Here is a 20,768-nt window from a genome sequence, read left to right as displayed (position 1 = left end):
AAACTTAGAATAGTATAAAAGCAGGTTAAGTTTTTGAATACTTCATATTCAAATTACCTTCCAACTTTGCCCCTAAACTCACTGGGGGATACCTTCACCATCTTTTTAAAGAAAGAGCTAAAATGTGCGGGGCCTTCGAAACCTAAACTGTAGGCAATTTCTGAAATAGCCCAGGAGCTGTGTTGAAGCATGATTTTAGCTTCTTTTAGAATCCTCTCTGAAATCAGTTCTGATGTTGTTTTCAGGGTGGTTTCTTTGACAGATTTATTAAGATGATTGACATGTACCGACATCTGCTCCGCAAAATCGGAGGCGCTTCTTAAAGAAACTCCTGCAACGGTATTGCTGATAGGAAACTGACTTTCCAGTAAATTCATGAAAAGAGAGGTAATCCTTGCTGCAGCATTTGGTCTTTCGGAGATCAGATGGGTAGAAGGACGTATTTTCAGGGCAGCGAGAATAAGCTGAAAGATGAGGTTTTTCAGGATGTCATCTTTGAAATCAAAAGTTGAAGAAAATTCTTTCTTCATCTGTATAAAAATACCTTCCAATAGTGTTTTTTCTTCTTTGCCGAGTTCAAAAACCGGATATCCTCCCGGTTGGAAAAAGGGATATTTTTTAATATTCCCGAATCCCTCTGTAAAAGATTCGTCGAAAATACAGCTGTATCCTGTTTGCTGACCGGAAATTGCCTCCCAGTCATAAGGAATGAGTGGATGGGCAAAAAGAAGACCATGTTCTATAATTTCAAAACTTTTGTCAGCATAATGAATGTTGCTGTTACCGGAAATCAGACAGATTTTAAAGTAGTTTTTCCTTCCGAAAGAAACAGCCGCATTATCTTTAAGTTGCTGTTCTTTATTGATCTCAAAAATATTGAAATGATTTTGGCTGTCTGTAAGATCAACACTTTTGAGAAAAGGCCGGTTGGCATAAAATTCTTCGATGGTTTCAGGTTTTGTCATGACCAGCTGTTTAAGATACTGTGTGATTTTTTTGAGCATAACAAATATAGTGTAAATGAAGTTTATTTAAAATTGATAACCTTAAAGAAACAGCCACGATCTTACCAAAGATCGTGGCTGTAGGTTTTACTCGTTTACAAAATTGCTGAGCGGTGCATTGATGGCTTCCAATGCAACCATCGGGTTCCAGAAATCGACATATTTCAGAATCATCCCCCGATCATCAGTGGTTACCACTGAAATATACTGCTGATTGTAAGGTTTGCCTGTACTGATGGCTTTTCCGTTGCTTGTAAATTCGGCGATCACTAGATTAGGACTTTCAGTTGCGTGGAAATGAAGATTTTCAAAACTTACAAGGAAATGCTTCGGGAAATTCTTCATGTATTCATACAGTTCCTTTTTTCCCTTCACCAGTTTTGGAAAATCGGCCGGACCGTAAGGAAATTCAAGAATCCCGTTTTCGTCAAAAAGATCTACCCATTTTTCGATCTGTCCGGATGACAGGAATTCCAAATGATTTTTAAAAGTAGCCTGTGCAGCGTTTCTGATGTTCTCTTGTATACTCATAATAAATAAATTTTGTATTGTTTTACTTTAATTTTCTGATACAAAATTAGGATAGGCACAAGCCCTGCGGTTATAAAAAATCAAATCATCATTTTCAAAAATCAATCAATACGTAATGCAACCAATTACCGGATGAAATGATAATACAAAACCGTTTTATTATTAAATTAAAAATTATCTTGGAGGAATATGTTAACTTAGCAAAACAATAAATCTGAAGTGAATAGTAGTACATTGCAATATCATTTTAAAGAGCCAGAAAAACTACTTAGTGATTTTGTATATTGTTTTTCTTCTTTAAAAAATGTTTCCGAATGTAAAGAGGGGGTTATTATTCCTAATGGCAAGATTGACCTTCTCCTGTGCAAAACAACTGACGACAGATTCTTTATGGTATTGATGGGTCTTGAGACAAAACCTAAAACAATGCCGCAGCAGAATATTTCAATGTTCTTTTCCATAAGCTTTAATCCGCTCTCCTTGGAGTATATTTTAAATGTGCCTATTGCTGAATACGTCAACAGCGGAAAAGAACTTCCTGAAAATTTCTGGGGTTTCTGTGAAGATGATCTCAATGATTTTGAAGATTTCTGCAACAAAGCTTCCCGGGCAATAAAAATGCACCTCAACGATATAGTTGATGAACGGAAACGGAATTTGTTCCGCCTGATTTTTGAAGCGCATGGAGAGATTAGCATTAAAGAATTATCTGAAACCATACATTGGAGCGAACGGCAGATCAACCGTTATTTTACAAAATATTTAGGAGTAACCTTAAAAATGTATTGTACGATACTCCGTTTTCAGAAGTCATTAGAATATATAAAAGATGGAATTCTTTTTCCGCAGCTCAATTTTTCAGATCAGTCCCATTTTATAAAAGACGTTAAGAAACTTTCAGGCGTTTCACCACGGGAACTTTTTAAAAATGACAATGACCGATTTTTACAATTTTTAGTCTACTCTAAGAAATAACTTTGCGGCATAATATTACTATATGCTTATAAAAAATAAATCCGTTGCCATCGTTGGTGGCGGTCCCGGAGGATTAACTCTCGCAAAGCTTTTACAGATGAAAGGAGTAGAGGTAAAAGTTTATGAAAGAGATCTGAATGAAAATGCCCGTGTTCAGGGTTCACTTCTTGATCTGCATCAGGATTCCGGCCTGGCTGCAATTCGTGCTGCAGGCTTATTGGAAGTATTCAAAGAAAGTTTTATGATCGGAGCGGATAAAACGCTGATCATGGACGAAAATGCAAAAGTCTGGTTGAGTGACCATGAATCAGAACCTAATGAAGATTTCGGGGAAGAACATTTCCGTCCGGAAATTGACCGCGGAACGTTAAGAAAAATCCTGCTGAACTCCCTTCAGGAAAATACCGTTGTCTGGAATAGCCATTTTTTGTCTATGAAAAAAGAAAATGAAGGTTGGCTGCTGCATTTTGAAAACCGGGATCCCGTGTATGCCGACATGGTTATCGGCTGTGATGGTGCGCGTTCAAAAGTGCGGCCTTATATTACGGAAATCAAACCTTTTTACACGGGAATCACGATGCTGGAAGGAAATGTTCCGGATGCCTTAATTAATGCTCCCGAAATCAATAAAATCCTGATGGGTGGAAAAATCATGGCGTTCGGAAATCATAAAAATCTGCTGATCGGGCAAAAAGGAAAAGGCGAAATTGGTTTTTATGCCAGCTTTAAAGCTGATGAAAAATGGACTTCGACAAACGGAGTGGATTATTCTGATAAAAATGAAATAATACATTGGTATAAAAAAGCATATCCAGAATGGAACAGCATCTGGCTGGAATTATTTGAGAATGCGGAAATTCCCTTTATTCCCCGTCCCATCTACTGTATGCCTTTTGATCAGTATTGGAAACCGTTACACAATGCTACGATTATGGGAGATGCTGCACACGTTATGCCTCCTTTTGCCGGCGAAGGAGCTAATATGGCGATGAAAGATGCGCTGGATCTGAGTGAATGTTTAACATCCGAAACGTATTCAACCGTACAGGAGGCTATTGCTGGTTATGAAGCGGAGATGTTCAGGAGGGCGTCTGCGGCTGCAAAAGAATCTGTTGAAAACGGTGAAACCATGCATTCGGAAAAAGCTTTACAATCGATGATAGATTTCTTTGGGAGTTTTAAAGGATCTGAGGAAGAAAGGAAATAATTAAATTAGTTTGAGTTTCCGAAAAGCCTGAAAATTTTCTCTATTTGTGATATTCATTAGTGGAAATTTTTTCATTTTTGCTGTCAATTTTTCAGTTTTAAAATGACAAAATTTCAGGATTTAATGATGGTATATAGTTTGTAATGAATATGTTACGATTATTAAATATATTGTTTAACCTTTAAAAACTCGTAAGTTATGTCAATCGTTAAAAGAAACAACGGCAGTTTGCTCTCTGCAAATCCACGTACACTGTTCGATGACTTTTTCAGCCGCGAACTTTTTAATTGGGGCAACAACAATTTTTCATCAACCCTTACCACACTTCCTTCGGTAAATATTCGTGAAAATAACGAAAATTTTGAAGTTGAAGTGGCTGCTCCGGGAATGGAAAAACAGGATTTTCAGATTACGCTGGAAGGAAATATGCTCACTATTTCTTCCTCCCGAAAAAATCAGAAGGAAGAGAAAGATGAGAATTATATCCGAAGAGAGTTTAGCTATCAGTCTTTCAGAAGAAGTATCGAGCTGGCAGAAAATGTAGTTGATGAAGAACACATTGAAGCAAGATACGAAAACGGCGTTCTGAAACTCACCATTCCGAAATCGGAAAAAGCAAAAAAACAGGCACCTCGACTTATTGAGATTCAGTAATAAGTTATTTTTCAGTTTATATATTGGTTTTCCCAAAAGGAAAACCAATTTTTGTCGTACCTGTTTCATTTTTATTCTTAAAAACAATAAGCTATGAACGGATTACTTTGGTCGGTCTCTATCTTATGTCTTACCACACTGGGAATGATGTTCTTGTTGAAAAAATTTAATCAGCCTTATCTTATTGCATATATTATCGTAGGGATTGTTCTCGGACCTCATATTTCGGGAGTTTTCACAAATCCTGAGCAGACTGAAACGATAGGAGAAATAGGGATTCTGCTGCTGATGTTTTTCCTGGGAATGGAAATCAATGTACCGGACAATAAAAGTCTGCTTATAAAGCCGGTTGTGGCGCAGCTCATCAAAATTATTCTGAGCATTGGCTGTGCATTCTTTGTAGGATATTTCGCGGGACTTTCCCTGAACAGTGTTGTTCTTATTGCTATTTTGTTTGTATTCAACAGTACAGCGGTTGTAAGTGAGTTTCTAAACAAACATCAGATTTTGAAAACAACATTCGGGATCATGGTTTTAAATATATTAATATTCCAGGACCTGCTTCTGGCCCCGGTGCTTACTTTACTGAAAGCTTGGAACAAACAGGAGTTCCACATTTCCAACATTCTATTTCCGGTCTTGCTTTGCGGTATTATTTTCTTTATTCTTAAAAGGATAAGAAACGTTCAGGAAATCAGGCTTCCGGAATTTTTTACCTCAATAGAAAAAGATCATGACCTGCAGGTGTTTTTCGGACTATTCATCTGTCTTATTTCCGGATTGGTGGCCGAAGCCGCGGGAATGAGCAGTGCGCTTGGAAGTTTTGTGGCCGGTGTTGTAGTAGGAAGGGTAAAAACATTCAACTGGCTGGAGCATTCGCTGGTACCTTTTAAGGTATTTTTCGTTACCCTCTTTTTTGTTTCCATCGGATTGCGGCTTGATATTCCGTATCTTTTCTCTAATTTCAGTATTATTCTGCTGGGAACATTTTTTGTTCTTCTGAGCAACAGCGTGATGTCTGCCGTGAGCTTCCGCTTGCTAAAGTTCGGATGGAAGGAAAGCTGGTATGGAGGAGCATTGCTTTCTCAGACTGGGGAATTTGGTATTCTGGCATTGTCTTTAGCATATAAATCGGGATTAATAGAATATAGCCTTTATAAATCCGGCCTTGGAATTACCTGTATGTCACTTTTGCTTTCAACGATTTGGATTGCCGTACTCAATAGCCTGATGAAGAGAAGGTTGTATAAGGATAATGAATTGTAGTATTAGTATTACATTTTGTAGTATTAGTGTGTATATGAAGGCAATAAAATTTTACATATTTTTTTTTACAACTGAAATAACTTTAACCTGCGATTCATGCTATGGCTATCATTACAACTGCTTTTAAGTAGCATCTATCAAGTAGTCGGACAGTGTAACCCTACACTTAGATTTCTTCTATAAGAAATTAATTCTTGTTTAAATAGATATTGTGATTAACGGAAATACAGCCTGAAAATGAAAAAAAGGTTTAAGCAAAGTGAAGAGAATCTTTTTATTCCGAATCTCCAGCATATGAGTAAGGAGGAAGTGCTTGCTACATTAGAGCATTATACCAGAGTGTTCGATAATGAGGAAGCTTCGATATTCCAGCTCAAAAAAACATGGTATGGAGAAAAAACCCTGCTGTATGTTTTTTTTAATGAAAATAAAGTGGAATGGTATACTAAGAGATTTCGTCTTTGGTACGAAAAGTTATCTCTTTACCGGCTTTAGAAAATTGATTTTTTTAGAGAAATAATGTGTATGCTATGATACATAAAGCCTTTCAGAGCAGCAGGAATAAACTAAACTATCAACCAAAATTATTCCCGTCATAAGCAATTAAGCTTACATCTTTACTGTTCATGTGTACATCGCTGAAACTCTGATTGTACTGAAACATTTTTGAAAGTAAAAACTACTCCGAAAAGGCTGTTATTGCATGTGTTATGCTTAATCAATTAAATGTCACAGGCGGACAAAGTTATTTATTTGGGCAGCAGAAAATGTCTTTTTCCATTTGCTTATAGTACTTCGGCTTAAGTTAAAATGCCTGGATACTTCTACATTGCTGAGTTTATTTTCTTTTTGATAATTCAGAATTTTATTGATCGTATCACTGTCGTAGCTTTTATGCTTTTGATTGGTGCTTTCGGATTCTGAGTTTTTGTCGAAAATAATAGCATTAAGTTTTAATACGTCCATTGCTGAGATCTCACTCTTATTCAGCAGGTGTGCGCATAAGCTGTATTTTTCAGGACATTTTTTTTGAATAATGTCTTCAAATATTCTTTTGTAATTGGGTACTGATCTTTCCATAATGCTTTTTTATATTAATATCCGTAACTACACTTTCTTTTAAAAAAAATAAGGAATGTCCTTCTTAATAAAATGTTATAGCAAGTTCATAAAACCAGCCAGCAAAAGGACAATAGTTATATTCAATTCCAGTTTTCATGAAACTTTTTTTTGTGTTTCTTAAAAGAAACTGATATTGAAGTTGTAATTTTTACTTGTCACAATGCCTGATTTTAAGTTTTTAAAGAAATTGTTATTCTGTGTTAATGTTTATCTACCTTGTATTATTTATATTTTTTTAGGAGATGGGTAAATCCAAGATTGTGGATACATTCGGCTTTTGAGTTGCGGAACGCATGAAAGCATAAGGCTTAATGTCGTTCCGCAATACGAATTCCTACTTTTGAAACCACCCGGAATTCATATATACCCAAATCCTTTTTAAAGAAAACTTTCAGCGTATATGGGAATTATTTTTTTTCATCATTTATACAAATGCTTTGAGTTTGTCTTTTTTCATCTAAGCTTCAGAAATGCAGAGTCTGAATCTCTGCAATATCTGAATACTTAATCAATCATTATGTGTTTTAGAATCTTATAGGGGATTAATTTTAATGATAAGTTCCGATTCAGGGTTTTCTTTTTTTTGATTGTATCATTTTTCTTTTCGACTTCAAAAGATCATTATGTGGTTTTCCGTACAGTTGTGATAAAGACACGGTAAAAATCATAATATTTCTTTTTAAATCATATAATACCTTCATAGGATTTTGTATAATTGTCATTATTATTCAACTCCTTACCGAAACTTATTGTTCTTCTTTTTTTGTGTACCGTTTCCAAAGATGACCTGCGAATGATGTTGTCATTACAGGCCATCTGTAGATTCGGAATCCGAAGTTAATTTTTTCTCATTATTTGCTTTTTTAGGCTTCTTAAAGTCGTTTTTTGTTTTTGTTTTTTATATTACATTCATTAATCTGTTTTAATTATATCATTTTTATTATAAAATATATGTGAAATATTATAAAAAAATGTATTTTTGATGTATATTTTATAGTTATCTAACTGTAAAACTACAAGCACAAAGTTATTTTTATGAAAAGATAGAGTATGTAATACTATTTTGGTATTTAATAAGTATTTATACTACAATGTGTAGTATTAGTATTACAAGTATTAACTGTCTTATTTTACAACACAATATGAAATACCTTTGGGCGCTACTCTTTGTTCTCACATACTTGCGGTTCTCTGCGCAGCAGGAGAATTATTACGAGAAATGGTATAATGCTGATGAAAGCAAACTTCCTCAAAATACCATAAAATCTATCGTGAAAGATAAATATGGATTTGTCTGGCTTTCTACCGAAAACGGAATTGTAAGGTTTGACGGAAAAAATTTTATCTCTTTCGATGTCAATATTCCTTCGGTGGAAAACAGAACCTTAATGATAGACGGTTCAGCAGATGATGATTGGTTGTTTACTTTTTATAATTCCGGAGAAATTCCTGCAGTCATTACAAAAAGAAGATTTTCGGTAATTTCTGAAATCAGCTCTTCTACGTTCAGGCAGTTGAAACCACATGGTGTCGAAAATCTTTGGAAGATTCTAAAAGAGAGCCCGGAATTCATACACAGAGGTAAATTTTATTTTTATATCTCAAAAAAAGAATTTTACTATATCGATAATTATAGGCTTTTTTACCATAAAAACGGCAGGAGCAGGTTTGTCAAAGAATTGAATGGATATCTTTTTTTTCGCTTTTTTTTATTGGGTGACCAGCTGTTTTATCTAAAGAATAATGCAGCGATAGAAAAAATTGAGAAGACTGGTGTGGTAAAAGAGTATCAAACAGGAATTGCCAAAAATGATGATTTTGACTTTTTTATCAATACGGCCAATAAACAGCTTTTGATCCGGAATAATAATAAAATTTACTTAATTGAACACAAAAATGGTATGATATTAACCACACTGATCTGCAGCAGCCCAACTCTTAAAAAGCTTATTGCTACCTGTATGTATTATGATCATATAACCAGAACACTTATTATTGGTACAGTTTCCCAGGGTTTTTTAGTGGTCAGAAAAAATTTTATCAATGCTTATAATGCACCCAAAAGGGTAACTTTTAATGCGATAACAGGGTATAATGATAAAGAAGTTATTACAGGTGAGGGCGATGTTTTTGGTGCACAGGGCTATATTAAAAATCTCCCGTTTCCCAATAAAGATAAATACGGTATTCTTCGTGTAGATCAGGGCTTCGTCCTGAAAAGTGAACATGGCATTCTTCTCTGGTCTCAGAATAAAGCTCAAATGCTCAGGTATTTCGGTAAAGATGTTTCTGTTCGCAGCATCAGCAGTACAGCTGGAGATAAAATGGTTTGCTCTGGCGTGCAGGGACAAAAATCTGATTGGATACATAATGATTAAAAATAACCTAATTGTAAAAGAAATGTTTTACAATATTGGCGTTTCGGTGAGAGGTATTACACCCATTAATGATACTGAAGTCCTTCTTGCTGCACACACCGGCCTTTACATTTTTGATGAAAAAAAAAGAAAGCGGAAAACAGTTATTTCAAATATAACCTTCAGAAGCATCAATAATAACAAAGACAATATTTTTTGGGTACAATCTTATGGAAAAGGACTTTATCTTTATAAAGATAGAAAGCTCTACGGACCGCCGAAGAAGAGCAGCATCCTTTCTTCCGTTCATAGTGTAATAGATGACGGAATAGGGTATTACTGGCTCTCATCAAATAAGGGTCTTTTTCAGGTTAAAAAAGAAATTTTAGTCCGCTCTTATGTTGAAGGAAATGCCGGGTTTTACATTCACAGATATAGTCTTAGAGATGGTTTGCTTACATCTGAATTTAATGGCGGTGCCAATATTAATGGGTTGATCAACAATGGCTTTATTGCATTCCCTTCCATGAATGGAATAGTATATATCAATACGAAAAATGCTTCTCCTGTTATGCCGGGTACAGACTTTTATATAGATAGAGTAGCTATAAATGAAAAAGAAAAAAACATTTCAGGAAATTTAAACCTGGAAAATAATTTCGGATATGTGAAAATTTTTGTGGATTATACAAATTTCGGAAACCAGGCAAATGATTATGTTGAGTATAAAATAGATGATGACAGATGGCAGCCTCTTCCGGATAACAGGACCATAAGCATCAATTCCCTCACCTATGGAAAGCATGATATCCACGTCAGAAAATTAAAAGATTTTTCTTCGGTATACATTTATAAAAAATTACAGGTGTTTGTGAAGCCTACTTTTTGGGAAACTACCGCATTCAAAATTCTTGGCATTATTGTATTGCTGTTGGTTTTTTATTCATTTTACAGGATAAGGCTGAAGCAAATAGAAAAAGAATCCCTCCTTTTAAATGCCAAAATTGATGAACGCACCACAGAATTAAAAGAAACAATAGGTTCCTTATCCAAAACGCGGGAAGAACTTTATGCACAGCTTTACAGACAGAAAAAACTTGTGGCGGCAATAAGTCATGATATCAAAAGCCCGCTAAAATTTATTAATCTGAGTACTGAACTTCTTCTGGATAGCATTGATGATGCCTGCTACGAAAAGAAAGTCATAGGTTCTATTAATGAATCTTCAACTCAGATACTTGAATTTATAGATTCCACGATTAATTACAATAAAATTTTCATTTACGACAATTATAAAACCAGAGAAAATATTATACTTAGAGATTTTATTTTCCAAAGAATGCTGTTGTTTGCCAATACGGCAGAATTTAAATCTATACAGATACAGAATAACCTCAGTAAAAATGATATTGTAGTGAGTAATCCGGATGTTTTAAGCATTGTAATTCACAATATATTAGACAATGCCATTAAGTATACGGATCAGGGATTCATCTATATTTACGGGATTACTACTGAGGAGTGCCGTTATCATCTCGTAATTGAAGATACGGGGCTTGGGATGTCGGAAGAAGAACTGGCAAAGCTGAAACAGAATCAGGACTTCTCAGGTTCAAGGTTAGGAATGAAAATAGTTAAGGAGCTACTGCCTCTTATCGATGTCTCTTTTGATATTGAGAGTAAAAAGGGGGAAGGAACAAAAATGATTTTAACGTTTGCTGTTTAATTTAATTTAAATTGAAAATATTAAGAAGGGCAGGAATATTATTGATTCCGAGCTTCTCAAAAATTCTTGTTTTATAGGTGCTTACGGTAGATTTATGGATATAAAGTTTGGCAGCAATTTCATTATTGGATAATCCGGCAACCAGAAGCCTTGCGATTTCCAGCTCACGGATGGAAAGCATTTCGATAGGTGATGCATTGCTTTTCCGGATCATATTGTCAAGAAGCCTTTCTTTAAGCTCTTCACTTAAATATTTACCCGATTCAAAAAATTTACTGAAAGCTCTTACAATTTCTTCCTGTTCAGAAAGTTTGCTTAAAAACCCGTGCGCTCCTGCCTTTATAAAGTTGAAGGCGTAAATCGTTTCTTCAAGCGCAGAAAAAATAAGTATCTTGATGCTGTCACCATATTCTATGGAGAGATTTTCAACAAAATTGAGACTATTACCTTCAGGAAAGTTGATATCCAGAATGATGAAATTTATTCCTCCTTTTTTGATGATTGCTTTCCCGTCATTTAAAGTAGAAGCTTCAAATATATCGGTATTGGCAAAATGCTTTCTGATAAGCAGATAGACTCCCTGCCTCACAATACTGTGATCATCAATAATCAGTACGCTTTTTTTGTTGGTCTCCATTATATAGTTTTCATCATGTTTATATATTCAAATATATTAATATTTTTTCTAAATCTTGTGAATCTTTGATTTTCTGTATGAATGAATCTCCTAACGATGGCAGAATATAAATAAGGTATATCTAATTAAAATCATAGGATCTGTGTGCTTTCTTTAATGCTGTTCATCACAAAAATACTTTTGGTCTGCCCGATTCCCTCAATTTCAGAGAGTTTATTCACAAAAAATTCATGGAACTCGTCCATATTGGGCGCCAGGATCTTCAGCATAAAATCAAAGTCCCCGCTGATGTTATAAAACTCAACCACTTCTTTCAGTTTTCCGACCTCTTCAATGAATTTTCCTGCTGTCTTCTTATTATGGACATTCAAAGCGATCATACAGATCACCATCATTCCTTTATTCACTTTTTTGCGGTCTACCACGGTCGTATATTCCCGGATGATTCCCAGTCTTTCCATTCTTTTAATGCGTTCGTGTGTCGGTGTAGGGCTTAGGTTAATTCTTCCTGCGATATCCCGAACACTCAGCTTAGCATCTTTCTGAAGAATTTTCAGAATGGAAAGATCTTTTTCATCGGGCGTATAATTTTCTGTTGTCATTTGTTCTGTTTTAGGCATTAATTTTTTAAATATAAGAGTAAATGTACTTTAAAAAATTTAATAATATAATATTTGTTCTAAAATTAACACTAAATTTTAACAAACGTTCTAATAATTGTAATTTTGCAGCATAAATGAACTATATGGATAGAAAAAAACTCATCTTGATGATAGCATCTGCAGGAACTTTTGTAGAAGCGTTGGATATTGCTATTGTTAATCTTTCTATTCCTTCTATTCAGGGGCAATTCGGTATCGGTACAGAGACGGTGCAATGGCTTCAGACGCTGTATGTGCTTTTTTTCGGAGGATTTCTTATTATTGGCGGAAAGCTTTCCGACCAGCTCGGGCGCCGGAAGATTTTTCTTCTGGGATCATTAATTTTCATGCTGACTTCGTTAGGAGCAGGATTATCATCCGGATTTGAAATGCTGGCGGTATTTCGTGCTTTGCAGGGACTGGGTGCGGCATTCATCATGCCTTCCGCGATGTCTATTGTTACCAATACCTTCACAGGAGATCAGGAAAGAAACCGTGCGGTGGGAATCTTCAGTTCATTTGCGGCAATCGGTTCCGGAAGCGGGCTTTCACTGGGAGGAATTATCAGTACATACCTCAGCTGGCATTGGGTTTTTCTGATTAATGTTCCCATTTTGGCTGTCACGCTTATTTTAGCTTATTATTATCTTCCGAAGGACACAGCAGTCTCAGAAAAGTCAAAGAAAACAGATGTCTTATCAGGTATTTTGCTTGTATTGGGGCTGTTGAGCCTTACTTACGGAGCACATGACCTCATTCATATTAAAGAACAGACCGTAACTGTTGTTTCTTCTTTTTTACTGGCGTTTTCATTATTAGCAATTTTATTTTATCGTTTAAAATCAACAGCTCAGCCATTGATAGACCTGTCATTAATGAAACACAGATCCCTTAAAGTTTCAGGAATAAGTTTCGTTGCACTGGGTGCATTTTTTATAGGATTTCTATTTCTTATTTCACTGATGCTCCAGAAAGATATGAATCATAGTGCGGCTTCGGCGGGATTAATGCTGGTTCCGTTCAGTGTCATGTCTGCGTTGGTTGCTAAATTTGCTTTACCGCATATTTCAAAAAGACTGGATTCTGCTCAGATGGCTGTTTTCGGGTGGAGCTTTATGTTGGCCGGCGCTTTACTACTGCTGATCTCGGTGTATACCGGACATCCTTTACCATTGGTTTTAATTGGGGCAGCCTGTATTTCCGGAATAGGAATGACATTTTGTTTTACCTCACAGTCTGTGTTGGGCGTTCAGGATATTGAAGCTTCAGATTACGGAGTAGCTTCAAGTGTGAGTTCCACAAGCTACTTTTTAGGAGCAGGAATTGGGTTATCTTTCATGACATTAATGAGCCAGGTTTTTCCTTCGGAATGGGCAGTGGGAAATTTAAGCTTATTTATTTTGCTTGGTTATGCTCTATCTGCGCTGGGAATATTGTTTTATTTTATCGTCAGAACTTTAAAAATCAGAGAAGCTGAAATCGCTGTTTCCTAAATTGACCTTCTTTAATTAAATTATATGAAAGAACCGGAAAAAACGCCGGTTCTTTTTTATTTTAGCAGAATGAAAATACAAGTCATCAGTGATCTGCACCAGGAATTTGGAACAACCGATCTGTTTTTTGATAATTCTGATGTTGTTGTGCTGGCCGGAGATGTGAATCTGGGAACGAAGGGAATTGACTGGATTAAAACTTATATTCCTAATAAGCCTGTAATCTATGTGCTCGGAAATCATGAATATTATAAAGACTCCTATCCGAAAACATTGAATAAGATAAAACAAGCAGCTGTAAAGTCCAATATTTTTGTTCTGGAAGACAGCTTTGTGGATATTGAAGGCATACGTTTTCACGGATCCACTTTATGGACGGACTTTTCAATTTTCGGAGATCCCAGATATTACGGATTTCTCTGTCAGAATGGAATGAACGACTATAAAATGATTCGCCGCGATCCTTCCTATTCAAAAATGAGATCGATTGATATTTTTAAAATTCATCAGTTTTCAAGAGCCTGGCTCACAGAAAGTCTGGAGGAATCTAAAGAGATGCGGAATATAGTTGTGACCCATCATGCGCCGAGCCTCAAATCGGTACCGGAACATTTTAAAAAAGATTCGCTGACCGCAGCGTACGCGTCAGACATAGAATATTTAATTCTAAAATATCAACCATTATACTGGATTCACGGGCATATTCATACGCCTTGCAGATACAAAATTGGTAGGACTGAAATTATTTGTAATCCGCACGGATATGTTACGGAAAAATACAACGGATACGAGAAGGAACTGATTATAGAAGTTTAAAATTATAATTAAAAATCATATCTTTGATAGTATCAAATGATACTATCATACTTTGAAACCGCCTTATATTACAAAAAAGATATTAAAATTAATTGCTTCTATTTCCGAGAAAATAGGAGAAATTAACGCGAATCATCTTCACAAACCCAATACTGAACTCAGAAAGAAGAATAGAATTAAAACGATTCAGTCTTCACTTGAAATTGAAGGGAATACACTTACGGAAGAACAGATAACTGCTTTGCTGGAGAATAAAAGAATTATTGCTCCGGCAAAAGACATTTTGGAAGTTCAAAATGCAATTGAAGTTTATAATGATTTAAAAATTTTTAATCCCAATAAAATTAAAGATTTAGAATCAGCACATTCAGTATTGATGAAAAACCTGGTTGAGAATGCGGGGAAATTTAGAACAACCAATGTTGGAATTGTAAAAGGGTCAAAGGTTGAACACCTCGCTCCAGGTGGGGCAATGGTAAAAGGATTGATGAATGATCTTTTTAACTATTTAAAAAATGATAAAGATTTGATCCTGATTAAGAGCTGTGTTTTTCATTACGAATTTGAATTTATACACCCTTTTACTGACGGAAACGGAAGAATGGGAAGGCTTTGGCAGACCTTGATTTTAATGCAGCAATATCCTGTTTTTGAATATTTGCCGGTTGAAAGTCTGATCAAAGAAAACCAGCAGGAATATTACAACAAACTTTCAGAATCTGATAAAGCCGGGCAATCGACTCCATTTATTGAGTTTATGTTGTCTATTATTTTACAATCTTTAGAACAGGTTCTACAATCACAAAATATCATCTTAAGCGTAAAAGACAGAATATTTTTATTCAAAGAAAAAATTGGAAATAAAAAGTTCAGCAGAAAAGACTATTTACAAAATTTTAAAAATATTTCGGCTCCCACCGCAAGCAGGGATCTGAAATGGGCGGCTGATGAGAACATTTTGATGAAATCAGGAGAGCAAAGAACAACAGAATATCAATTTAAATAATTATTGAGCCGCAAAAATATTAAACATAGTACTTATCAAAATATTCCTAATTTTTTAGACTCTTATACAATCCTAATATTCAAATATTTAAATTAAAATTAATAAAAAATGCCCGGACAAAATCCGGGCATTCACGTTTTTAGAAATATAAATAAGTAAAACTACTTTAAAGTAAACTTCACTTTGGTTTTAATAGCATCAGAAGAATTTCCCATTAAGGCTTCGAAATCTCCGGGTTCAGCAACCCAGTCGTGTTTATCGGCATCGAAAAAGCTTAAAGCTGTTTTGTCTATGGTAAACGTTACTTCTTTTTCCTCTCCCGGGTTCAGGAATACTTTTTCAAAACCTTTCAGTTCTTTGGCTGGACGCTGGACAGAGGATTTCAGATCACTGATGTAAAGTTGTGCAACTTCAGCTCCTGCTTTTTTACCTGTATTTTTAACTGTTACCGTAAAAGTGATGGTATCATCCTGTGACATTGTCTTTTTATCTGCTTTTGCTTTTCCGAATTCAAAAGTCGTGTAGCTCAGACCATGCCCGAAACTAAATAAAGGTTTGATCTTTTTCGTGTCATGCCATCTGTATCCTACCAGAATGCCTTCGTTGTATTTGATGTTGATCGGGTTTTTCTGGTCTTTTCCTTTTCCGGCAGCCAGCTCTTCTTTATTTCCAGGATATTCTCCCATTTGATGGGCAGCATTATCTTCAAGTTTTACAGGAAATGTAAACGGCAGTTTTCCGGAAGGGTTCGCATCACCAGCCAATACGGCTGCAAGTGAATTTCCTGCTTCGGAACCCAGATACCATGCCTGAACAATCGTCGGAACTTCTTTTACCCAAGGCATTGCCACCGCATTTCCGGATACCAGCACTACGGCAAGGTTTTTATTGGCTTTTGCCAGCGCAGAAATCACCTGATCCTGATTGTAAGGAAGTCCGTAGCTTTTTCTGTCATTGCCTTCGCTGTCCTGGAAATCAGCTTTATTTAGTCCGCCAACAAAAATGACATAATCTGAAGACTTGGCTAGTGCTACCGCTTCTTCAAGAAGAGCTTCAGGAGAACGTTCTTCTTTCAGGTTCTGCCCGGATTTTACCCCGTTATATTCGCCACCGATGTCTCCTACATATCCTCGTGCATACTGTACATCAGCCTGTTTCCCGAATCTGGCTTTAATTCCATCCAAAGGAAGCGTTTCATATTTTACTTTCAGAGAAGAAGAACCTCCTCCTACGGTCATTATCTTGATGGCATTTTCACCGATAACGGCAATTTTTTTAGCCTTATTGATGTCAATCGGAAGAACATTTCCCTGGTTTTTCAGAAGCACGATTCCTTCTTCACCAATTTCTTTTGCTACAGCTTTATGTTCTTCAGAAGCAATATTCCCAAAAGGCTTGTTCCTGTTCATGGTAGTTTTATAAGCAAGGCGCAAAAGTCTGGTAACTTTATCATCAAGCTCTTTTGTCCCCACTTTTCCTTCTTTAATTAATTTTAAATACGGTTGTGCCAGGTAATAATTGTCATAAGCATTGGAATGTCCGTCCGATAAACCGTTGGTCCAGCTTCCGAATTCAAGGTCAAGCCCGTTATGGATAGCCTGTTCAGTATTATTTACCGCACCCCAGTCCGAAACCACAACACCTTTATAATTCCATTCTTTTTTGAGGATGTCATTCAAAAGATATTGGTTCTGGCTTGCGTACTGCCCTTTGTACATATCATAAGCTCCCATGATCGTCCACGAATCTCCTTCCGTTACGGCAGCTTTAAAGGGTGGAAGATAAATTTCATACAACGTTCTGTCGTCCACGATCACATTGCTGGTGTGACGAAACATTTCCTGATTGTTTAAAGCAAAATGCTTTACTGAAGTTGCCACACCATTCGACTGCACACCTTTTATGTAGGGAACCACCATTTTTGAAGTTAAAAACGGATCTTCTCCCATATATTCGAAGTTTCTTCCGTTTAAAGGTGTTCTGTAAATATTGACGCCTGGTCCCAGAAGAATATCTTTTTTTCTGTAGCGGGCTTCTTCACCCAATGCTTTCCCGTAATTCCAGGACATGTTTTTGTTCCAGGTTGCGGAAAGTGCTGTTAAGGCAGGGTAGGCGATAATAGAATCGTTGGTCCAGCCGGCCTGGTCCCATTCGTCCCATTTTACTTCAGAACGTACTCCGTGAGGGCCGTCGGTTGTCCAGAATTCAGGAATTCCCAGTCTCGGTACTCCCGGAGAACTGAACTTCGATTGCGCATGAAGCATCGCAATTTTTTCTTCAAGCGTCATTTTGGAAAGAGCATCCTGAATACGCTGTTCAACGGGTTTTGATTCGTCTAAATAAACGGGAATTGTCTTGGTATTTTGAGCCATATACGAAGCGGAAATAAGAGTAAATAAACTTACAATGGCGGTTTTCTTTAACATAAAAAGCCTTTTTTAGATTAAAAACAAAAATAGGGAATTTTTTTATTATCTCAAATTGAGAAAATGTAATTTCGGAAAATTGGTTATTTCTCACCATTATAAAAAACAAAAACATCACTCCTTAAAAAGAAATGATGTCAGCAAAAATATATAAATAACAAAATTTATATCAATCTCGAAAACTTGAATAATTATAGATTAATGATTACTTTTAATTCCAGCCTTTAATAGCACCACCCTTGAAAATTTCCTCTGCTTTTTTTAACACCTCATCAGATTCATAGGCTTTTACAAATTTTTTCACCTTTTCAGAATTTTTATTATCCTCTCTGGAAACAATCACATTAACATAGGGAGAATCTTTGTCTTCTTTTAAAATTCCCTGCTTTTCTGCATCCAGTCCGGCCTGTGCTGCAAAATTATTGTTGATGATCGCCAGTACCACTTCTTTATCATCCAATACTCTCGGTAGCTGTGGTGCTTCAATTTCGATAAGTTTTAACTGTTTCGGGTTCTCAGTAATATCAGTTACTTTAGGCAGCAACCCAATGCCGTCCCTTAGTTTCAGCAACCCATTTTTCTGCAGCAGCAGTAAAGATCGTCCGCCGTTAGTCGGGTCATTGGGAATGACAACCGTACTGCCATTCTGAAGTTCGCTGATGTTTTTTATTTTTTTGGAATAGGCTACAATAGGGTAGACAAATGTATTTCCCACGACGGCCAGTTTATAGCCTCTCTGTTTTGACTGCTCATTCAGATACGGTACATGCTGAAAGGCATTGGCATCTATGTCACCATTATTCAGAGCTTCATTTGGCACAACATAATCGTTGAAGGCAACGAGTTCCACATCAAGGTTATATTTTTCTTTCGCTACTTTTTTAGCGGTTTCCGCAATTTCCTGCTCCGGTCCGGAGGTAATACCTACTTTAATCGAATTGGGATTGTCTTTACCGGAATTGCAGGCTGACAGTAATATTCCAACAGTTATCAGTCCTAAAATCTTTATTTTTTTCATTGTAAATTATTTTCTTTTTAAATGGTCAAAAAGCGAAGATCACAGAACGGTATTAATCTCAGGATGTCCCGGAAATTCGCCTTTTGCCATCAGTGACAAAGTTTTGCAATGCCACCACACTATTTCACATTCACATTACATATGTTAAATTTGAAGGACAATTATTATCCTTTTATCGATGATCAAACCGTTTAGCCAGTCGGTCACCGAAAAACTGAATAACAAATACAATCGCTACCAATAACGCAAGTACAAGATTCATAATGACGGCATCATAGCCGATGTAGCCGTACTGATACCCAATCTGTCCCAATCCGCCGGCGCCTACCGCTCCTCCCATCGCAGAATAACCTACTAAGGTTATTAAAGTAATCGTTGCATTGTTGATTAACGAAGGCAGCGCTTCCGGCAGGAGAATTTTCCTGATGATCTGAAAAGGGCTTGCTCCCAACGCTCTGGCGGTTTCTATCAGTCCGGCCGGAACTTCCAGCAGGCTGTTTTCGACCAGTCTTGCAATAAATGGTGCTGCGCCAATACTCAATGGAACCAGTGCTGCATTAACGCCAATGGATGTTCCTACCAGGCTCCTGGTGAAAGGAATCATCCAGACAATCAGGATAATAAAAGGAATAGACCGGAAAATATTAACCAGCACCGACAAGATTCTGTTATAAATCCTGTTTTCCAAAAGCTGTCCTTTTCTAGTCAGAAATAATAAAATCCCAACCGGCAGTCCTAACACAAACCCGAAAAATCCGGAAACAAATGTCATAAAAACTGTTTCCCAAACTCCCTTTGAAAGAAGATTAATTACCGTTTCACTAAGCATAACCTCTTACTCTGTTTTGGATTTTGTTTTGATTTAAATAATAAATCGCCTGCTGATTTTCTTCTTCATCCCCCTGAAGCTGAAGCAGAAGTTTACCGAAATTCGCATCTCCCAGATATTCCACATCTGCCTTCAGAACTTTATAAGGGATTTTGTATTTATCATATACAATAGAAAGAAGTTCTTCAACCGAAATATCTTCATTTACTTGTATTTCTATAAGAGGGAAAAGACCGTGCTGTGGTTCTTTTTGGAGTTTTTTATTAAGTTCTTGCGGTATATTCATAACACCAGGATTTAAAAATTGTTTGATGATGGGATGATCTTTTTGTGAAATAATCTCCCGTAAAGTTCCTTTGGTAATAAGTTTTCCTTTGTCTATAACAGCAACATGGTTGCAAACCGTCCGGATGACTTCCATTTCGTGGGTAATCAGCAGGATGGTAATACCCAGCCTTTTATTGATATCTCTCAGCAGTTGGAGGATGGACAGCGTTGTTGCCGGATCAAGCGCACTTGTAGCTTCATCGCAGAGCAGAAGGTAAGGGTCGTTGGCCAGGGCTCTTGCAATGGCAATTCTCTGTTTCTGCCCTCCCGAAAGGCTTTTAGGATAATCATTGGCCTTGTCTTCAAGACCTACGATTTTGAGAAGCTCACTAACCTTTTTTTGAATTGCTTCTTTATTTGCGCCATCAAGTTCCAGCGGTAAAGCAATATTTTCAGAAACGGTTCTTGATGAAAGAAGGTTGAAATGCTGGAAGATCATTCCTATTTTTTTTCTTTCCTTTGCCAGTTCTCTGGGTTTTAACCTGGTAAAATCTTTTCCGTTGATGATAATTTCCCCTTCGTCCGGTTTTTCAAGCAGGTTTACGGTTCTGATTAGCGTACTTTTTCCGGCTCCCGAAAACCCTATAATTCCTACGATATCACCTTTTTCAATGTCCAGGCTGACCTGATCCAGTGCTTTAAAAGACTGTTTTTTCTGATGGAAAGTTTTTGATATATTTTTTATCTCTATCATTTTTACGATGCTTCATTAAATAAAAAAAGGCTCTACAAC

19 protein-coding genes are annotated in these 20,768 nt (G+C 36.5%); 10 read left to right on the top strand and 9 right to left on the bottom strand.

Features of this window, described 5'->3' with window-relative positions; translation table 11 throughout:
• Positions 1 to 53: 53 nt before the first annotated feature.
• Together HHL20_RS19290 and HHL20_RS19285 are read right to left on the bottom strand one after the other, a co-directional pair.
• Positions 54 to 1,004 carry a helix-turn-helix domain-containing protein gene (locus tag HHL20_RS19290; protein ID WP_228463228.1) on the bottom strand — a complete coding sequence of 317 codons (951 nt, stop codon included), beginning with the start codon at positions 1,002 to 1,004 and terminating at the stop codon, positions 54 to 56.
• Positions 1,005 to 1,091: 87 nt separating this feature from the next.
• Positions 1,092 to 1,535: a nuclear transport factor 2 family protein gene (locus HHL20_RS19285; RefSeq protein WP_169232783.1), complete on the bottom strand. Its 444-nt coding sequence runs from the start codon at positions 1,533 to 1,535 to the stop codon at positions 1,092 to 1,094.
• A gap of 219 nt (positions 1,536 to 1,754) precedes the next feature.
• On the opposite strand from HHL20_RS19285, the gene HHL20_RS19280 reads away from it, so the two are divergent.
• From HHL20_RS19280 to HHL20_RS19260, 5 genes are all read left to right on the top strand, one after another.
• Positions 1,755 to 2,510: a helix-turn-helix domain-containing protein gene (locus tag HHL20_RS19280; RefSeq protein ID WP_169232782.1), complete on the top strand. Its 756-nt coding sequence runs from the start codon at positions 1,755 to 1,757 to the stop codon at positions 2,508 to 2,510.
• Between the two features lie 22 nt (positions 2,511 to 2,532).
• The gene (locus HHL20_RS19275) at positions 2,533 to 3,717 is read left to right on the top strand and encodes an FAD-dependent oxidoreductase (protein WP_169232781.1); all 1,185 of its coding nucleotides are present in this window, start codon (positions 2,533 to 2,535) and stop codon (positions 3,715 to 3,717) included.
• 198 nt (positions 3,718 to 3,915) lie between these two features.
• Positions 3,916 to 4,371, top strand: coding sequence for an Hsp20/alpha crystallin family protein (locus tag HHL20_RS19270; protein ID WP_169232780.1), 456 nt, complete (start codon positions 3,916 to 3,918; stop codon positions 4,369 to 4,371).
• A 93-nt stretch (positions 4,372 to 4,464) separates the two neighbouring features.
• Entirely contained in the window at positions 4,465 to 5,637 is a 1,173-nt protein-coding gene (locus tag HHL20_RS19265; RefSeq protein ID WP_169232779.1) for a cation:proton antiporter, read from the top strand.
• A 237-nt stretch (positions 5,638 to 5,874) separates the two neighbouring features.
• The gene (locus tag HHL20_RS19260; protein WP_169232778.1) at positions 5,875 to 6,132 is read left to right on the top strand and encodes a hypothetical protein; all 258 of its coding nucleotides are present in this window, start codon (positions 5,875 to 5,877) and stop codon (positions 6,130 to 6,132) included.
• Positions 6,133 to 6,366: 234 nt separating this feature from the next.
• Here HHL20_RS19260 and HHL20_RS19255 read toward each other — a convergent pair whose 3' ends face one another.
• A complete protein-coding gene (locus tag HHL20_RS19255; protein WP_169232777.1) occupies positions 6,367 to 6,717 on the bottom strand; it encodes a helix-turn-helix domain-containing protein in 351 nt (116 codons plus the stop codon).
• Positions 6,718 to 7,901: 1,184 nt separating this feature from the next.
• Here HHL20_RS19255 and HHL20_RS19250 point away from each other — a divergent pair.
• Both HHL20_RS19250 and HHL20_RS19245 read left to right on the top strand, forming a co-directional pair.
• Positions 7,902 to 9,137, top strand: a complete 1,236-nt coding sequence (locus tag HHL20_RS19250; RefSeq protein ID WP_169232776.1) for a two-component regulator propeller domain-containing protein — start codon at positions 7,902 to 7,904, stop codon at positions 9,135 to 9,137.
• Positions 9,138 to 9,159: 22 nt separating this feature from the next.
• Positions 9,160 to 10,842 carry a sensor histidine kinase gene (locus HHL20_RS19245; RefSeq protein ID WP_169232775.1) on the top strand — a complete coding sequence of 561 codons (1,683 nt, stop codon included), beginning with the start codon at positions 9,160 to 9,162 and terminating at the stop codon, positions 10,840 to 10,842.
• Position 10,843: 1 nt separating this feature from the next.
• Here HHL20_RS19245 and HHL20_RS19240 read toward each other — a convergent pair whose 3' ends face one another.
• Together HHL20_RS19240 and HHL20_RS19235 are read right to left on the bottom strand one after the other, a co-directional pair.
• The gene (locus HHL20_RS19240; protein ID WP_169232774.1) at positions 10,844 to 11,479 is read right to left on the bottom strand and encodes a response regulator transcription factor; all 636 of its coding nucleotides are present in this window, start codon (positions 11,477 to 11,479) and stop codon (positions 10,844 to 10,846) included.
• Positions 11,480 to 11,610: 131 nt separating this feature from the next.
• Entirely contained in the window at positions 11,611 to 12,081 is a 471-nt protein-coding gene (locus HHL20_RS19235) for an Lrp/AsnC family transcriptional regulator (protein WP_169232773.1), read from the bottom strand.
• Between the two features lie 143 nt (positions 12,082 to 12,224).
• On the opposite strand from HHL20_RS19235, the gene HHL20_RS19230 reads away from it, so the two are divergent.
• From HHL20_RS19230 to HHL20_RS19220, 3 genes are read left to right on the top strand one after another with little or no spacing between them, the layout of a single operon-like run.
• The gene (locus tag HHL20_RS19230; RefSeq protein WP_169232772.1) at positions 12,225 to 13,613 is read left to right on the top strand and encodes an MFS transporter; all 1,389 of its coding nucleotides are present in this window, start codon (positions 12,225 to 12,227) and stop codon (positions 13,611 to 13,613) included.
• A gap of 24 nt (positions 13,614 to 13,637) precedes the next feature.
• Positions 13,638 to 14,429, top strand: a complete 792-nt coding sequence (locus HHL20_RS19225; RefSeq protein WP_228463227.1) for a metallophosphoesterase — start codon at positions 13,638 to 13,640, stop codon at positions 14,427 to 14,429.
• 52 nt (positions 14,430 to 14,481) lie between these two features.
• Positions 14,482 to 15,435, top strand: coding sequence for a Fic family protein (locus tag HHL20_RS19220; RefSeq protein WP_169232771.1), 954 nt, complete (start codon positions 14,482 to 14,484; stop codon positions 15,433 to 15,435).
• 161 nt (positions 15,436 to 15,596) lie between these two features.
• Here HHL20_RS19220 and HHL20_RS19215 read toward each other — a convergent pair whose 3' ends face one another.
• The 4 genes from HHL20_RS19215 to HHL20_RS19200 form a co-directional block, all read right to left on the bottom strand.
• Positions 15,597 to 17,861: a glycoside hydrolase family 3 C-terminal domain-containing protein gene (locus HHL20_RS19215; RefSeq protein WP_169232770.1), complete on the bottom strand. Its 2,265-nt coding sequence runs from the start codon at positions 17,859 to 17,861 to the stop codon at positions 15,597 to 15,599.
• 211 nt (positions 17,862 to 18,072) lie between these two features.
• A complete protein-coding gene (gene metQ, locus HHL20_RS19210; RefSeq protein WP_169232769.1) occupies positions 18,073 to 18,879 on the bottom strand; it encodes a methionine ABC transporter substrate-binding lipoprotein MetQ in 807 nt (268 codons plus the stop codon).
• 172 nt (positions 18,880 to 19,051) lie between these two features.
• Positions 19,052 to 19,708, bottom strand: a complete 657-nt coding sequence (locus HHL20_RS19205) for a methionine ABC transporter permease MetI (protein ID WP_169232768.1) — start codon at positions 19,706 to 19,708, stop codon at positions 19,052 to 19,054.
• Positions 19,701 to 20,729, bottom strand: coding sequence for a methionine ABC transporter ATP-binding protein (locus tag HHL20_RS19200; RefSeq protein WP_169232767.1), 1,029 nt, complete (start codon positions 20,727 to 20,729; stop codon positions 19,701 to 19,703). Before HHL20_RS19200 ends, HHL20_RS19205 begins: the two co-directional genes overlap by 8 nt.
• Between the last annotated feature and the right edge of the window lie 39 nt (positions 20,730 to 20,768).

The sequence above is a fragment of the Chryseobacterium cheonjiense genome, from assembly GCF_012927265.1.
Taxonomy (GTDB): domain Bacteria; phylum Bacteroidota; class Bacteroidia; order Flavobacteriales; family Weeksellaceae; genus Chryseobacterium; species Chryseobacterium cheonjiense.
Note: the sequence above shows the minus strand (reverse complement) of the source record. Positions and strands in the feature narration are given on the sequence as shown.

Coding starts and splice junctions, on each gene's coding strand:
- HHL20_RS19290 (WP_228463228.1), bottom strand. CDS start 1,004: ATGCTCAAAAAAATCACACAGTATCTTAAACAGCTGGTCATGACAAAA.
- HHL20_RS19285 (WP_169232783.1), bottom strand. CDS start 1,535: ATGAGTATACAAGAGAACATCAGAAACGCTGCACAGGCTACTTTTAAA.
- HHL20_RS19275 (WP_169232781.1), top strand. CDS start 2,533: ATGCTTATAAAAAATAAATCCGTTGCCATCGTTGGTGGCGGTCCCGGA.
- HHL20_RS19270 (WP_169232780.1), top strand. CDS start 3,916: ATGTCAATCGTTAAAAGAAACAACGGCAGTTTGCTCTCTGCAAATCCA.
- HHL20_RS19265 (WP_169232779.1), top strand. CDS start 4,465: ATGAACGGATTACTTTGGTCGGTCTCTATCTTATGTCTTACCACACTG.
- HHL20_RS19260 (WP_169232778.1), top strand. CDS start 5,875: ATGAAAAAAAGGTTTAAGCAAAGTGAAGAGAATCTTTTTATTCCGAAT.
- HHL20_RS19255 (WP_169232777.1), bottom strand. CDS start 6,717: ATGGAAAGATCAGTACCCAATTACAAAAGAATATTTGAAGACATTATT.
- HHL20_RS19250 (WP_169232776.1), top strand. CDS start 7,902: ATGAAATACCTTTGGGCGCTACTCTTTGTTCTCACATACTTGCGGTTC.
- HHL20_RS19245 (WP_169232775.1), top strand. CDS start 9,160: ATGTTTTACAATATTGGCGTTTCGGTGAGAGGTATTACACCCATTAAT.
- HHL20_RS19240 (WP_169232774.1), bottom strand. CDS start 11,479: ATGGAGACCAACAAAAAAAGCGTACTGATTATTGATGATCACAGTATT.
- HHL20_RS19235 (WP_169232773.1), bottom strand. CDS start 12,081: ATGACAACAGAAAATTATACGCCCGATGAAAAAGATCTTTCCATTCTG.
- HHL20_RS19230 (WP_169232772.1), top strand. CDS start 12,225: ATGGATAGAAAAAAACTCATCTTGATGATAGCATCTGCAGGAACTTTT.
- HHL20_RS19225 (WP_228463227.1), top strand. CDS start 13,638: ATGAAAGAACCGGAAAAAACGCCGGTTCTTTTTTATTTTAGCAGAATG.
- HHL20_RS19215 (WP_169232770.1), bottom strand. CDS start 17,861: ATGTTAAAGAAAACCGCCATTGTAAGTTTATTTACTCTTATTTCCGCT.
- metQ (WP_169232769.1), bottom strand. CDS start 18,879: ATGAAAAAAATAAAGATTTTAGGACTGATAACTGTTGGAATATTACTG.
- HHL20_RS19205 (WP_169232768.1), bottom strand. CDS start 19,708: ATGCTTAGTGAAACGGTAATTAATCTTCTTTCAAAGGGAGTTTGGGAA.
- HHL20_RS19200 (WP_169232767.1), bottom strand. CDS start 20,729: ATGATAGAGATAAAAAATATATCAAAAACTTTCCATCAGAAAAAACAG.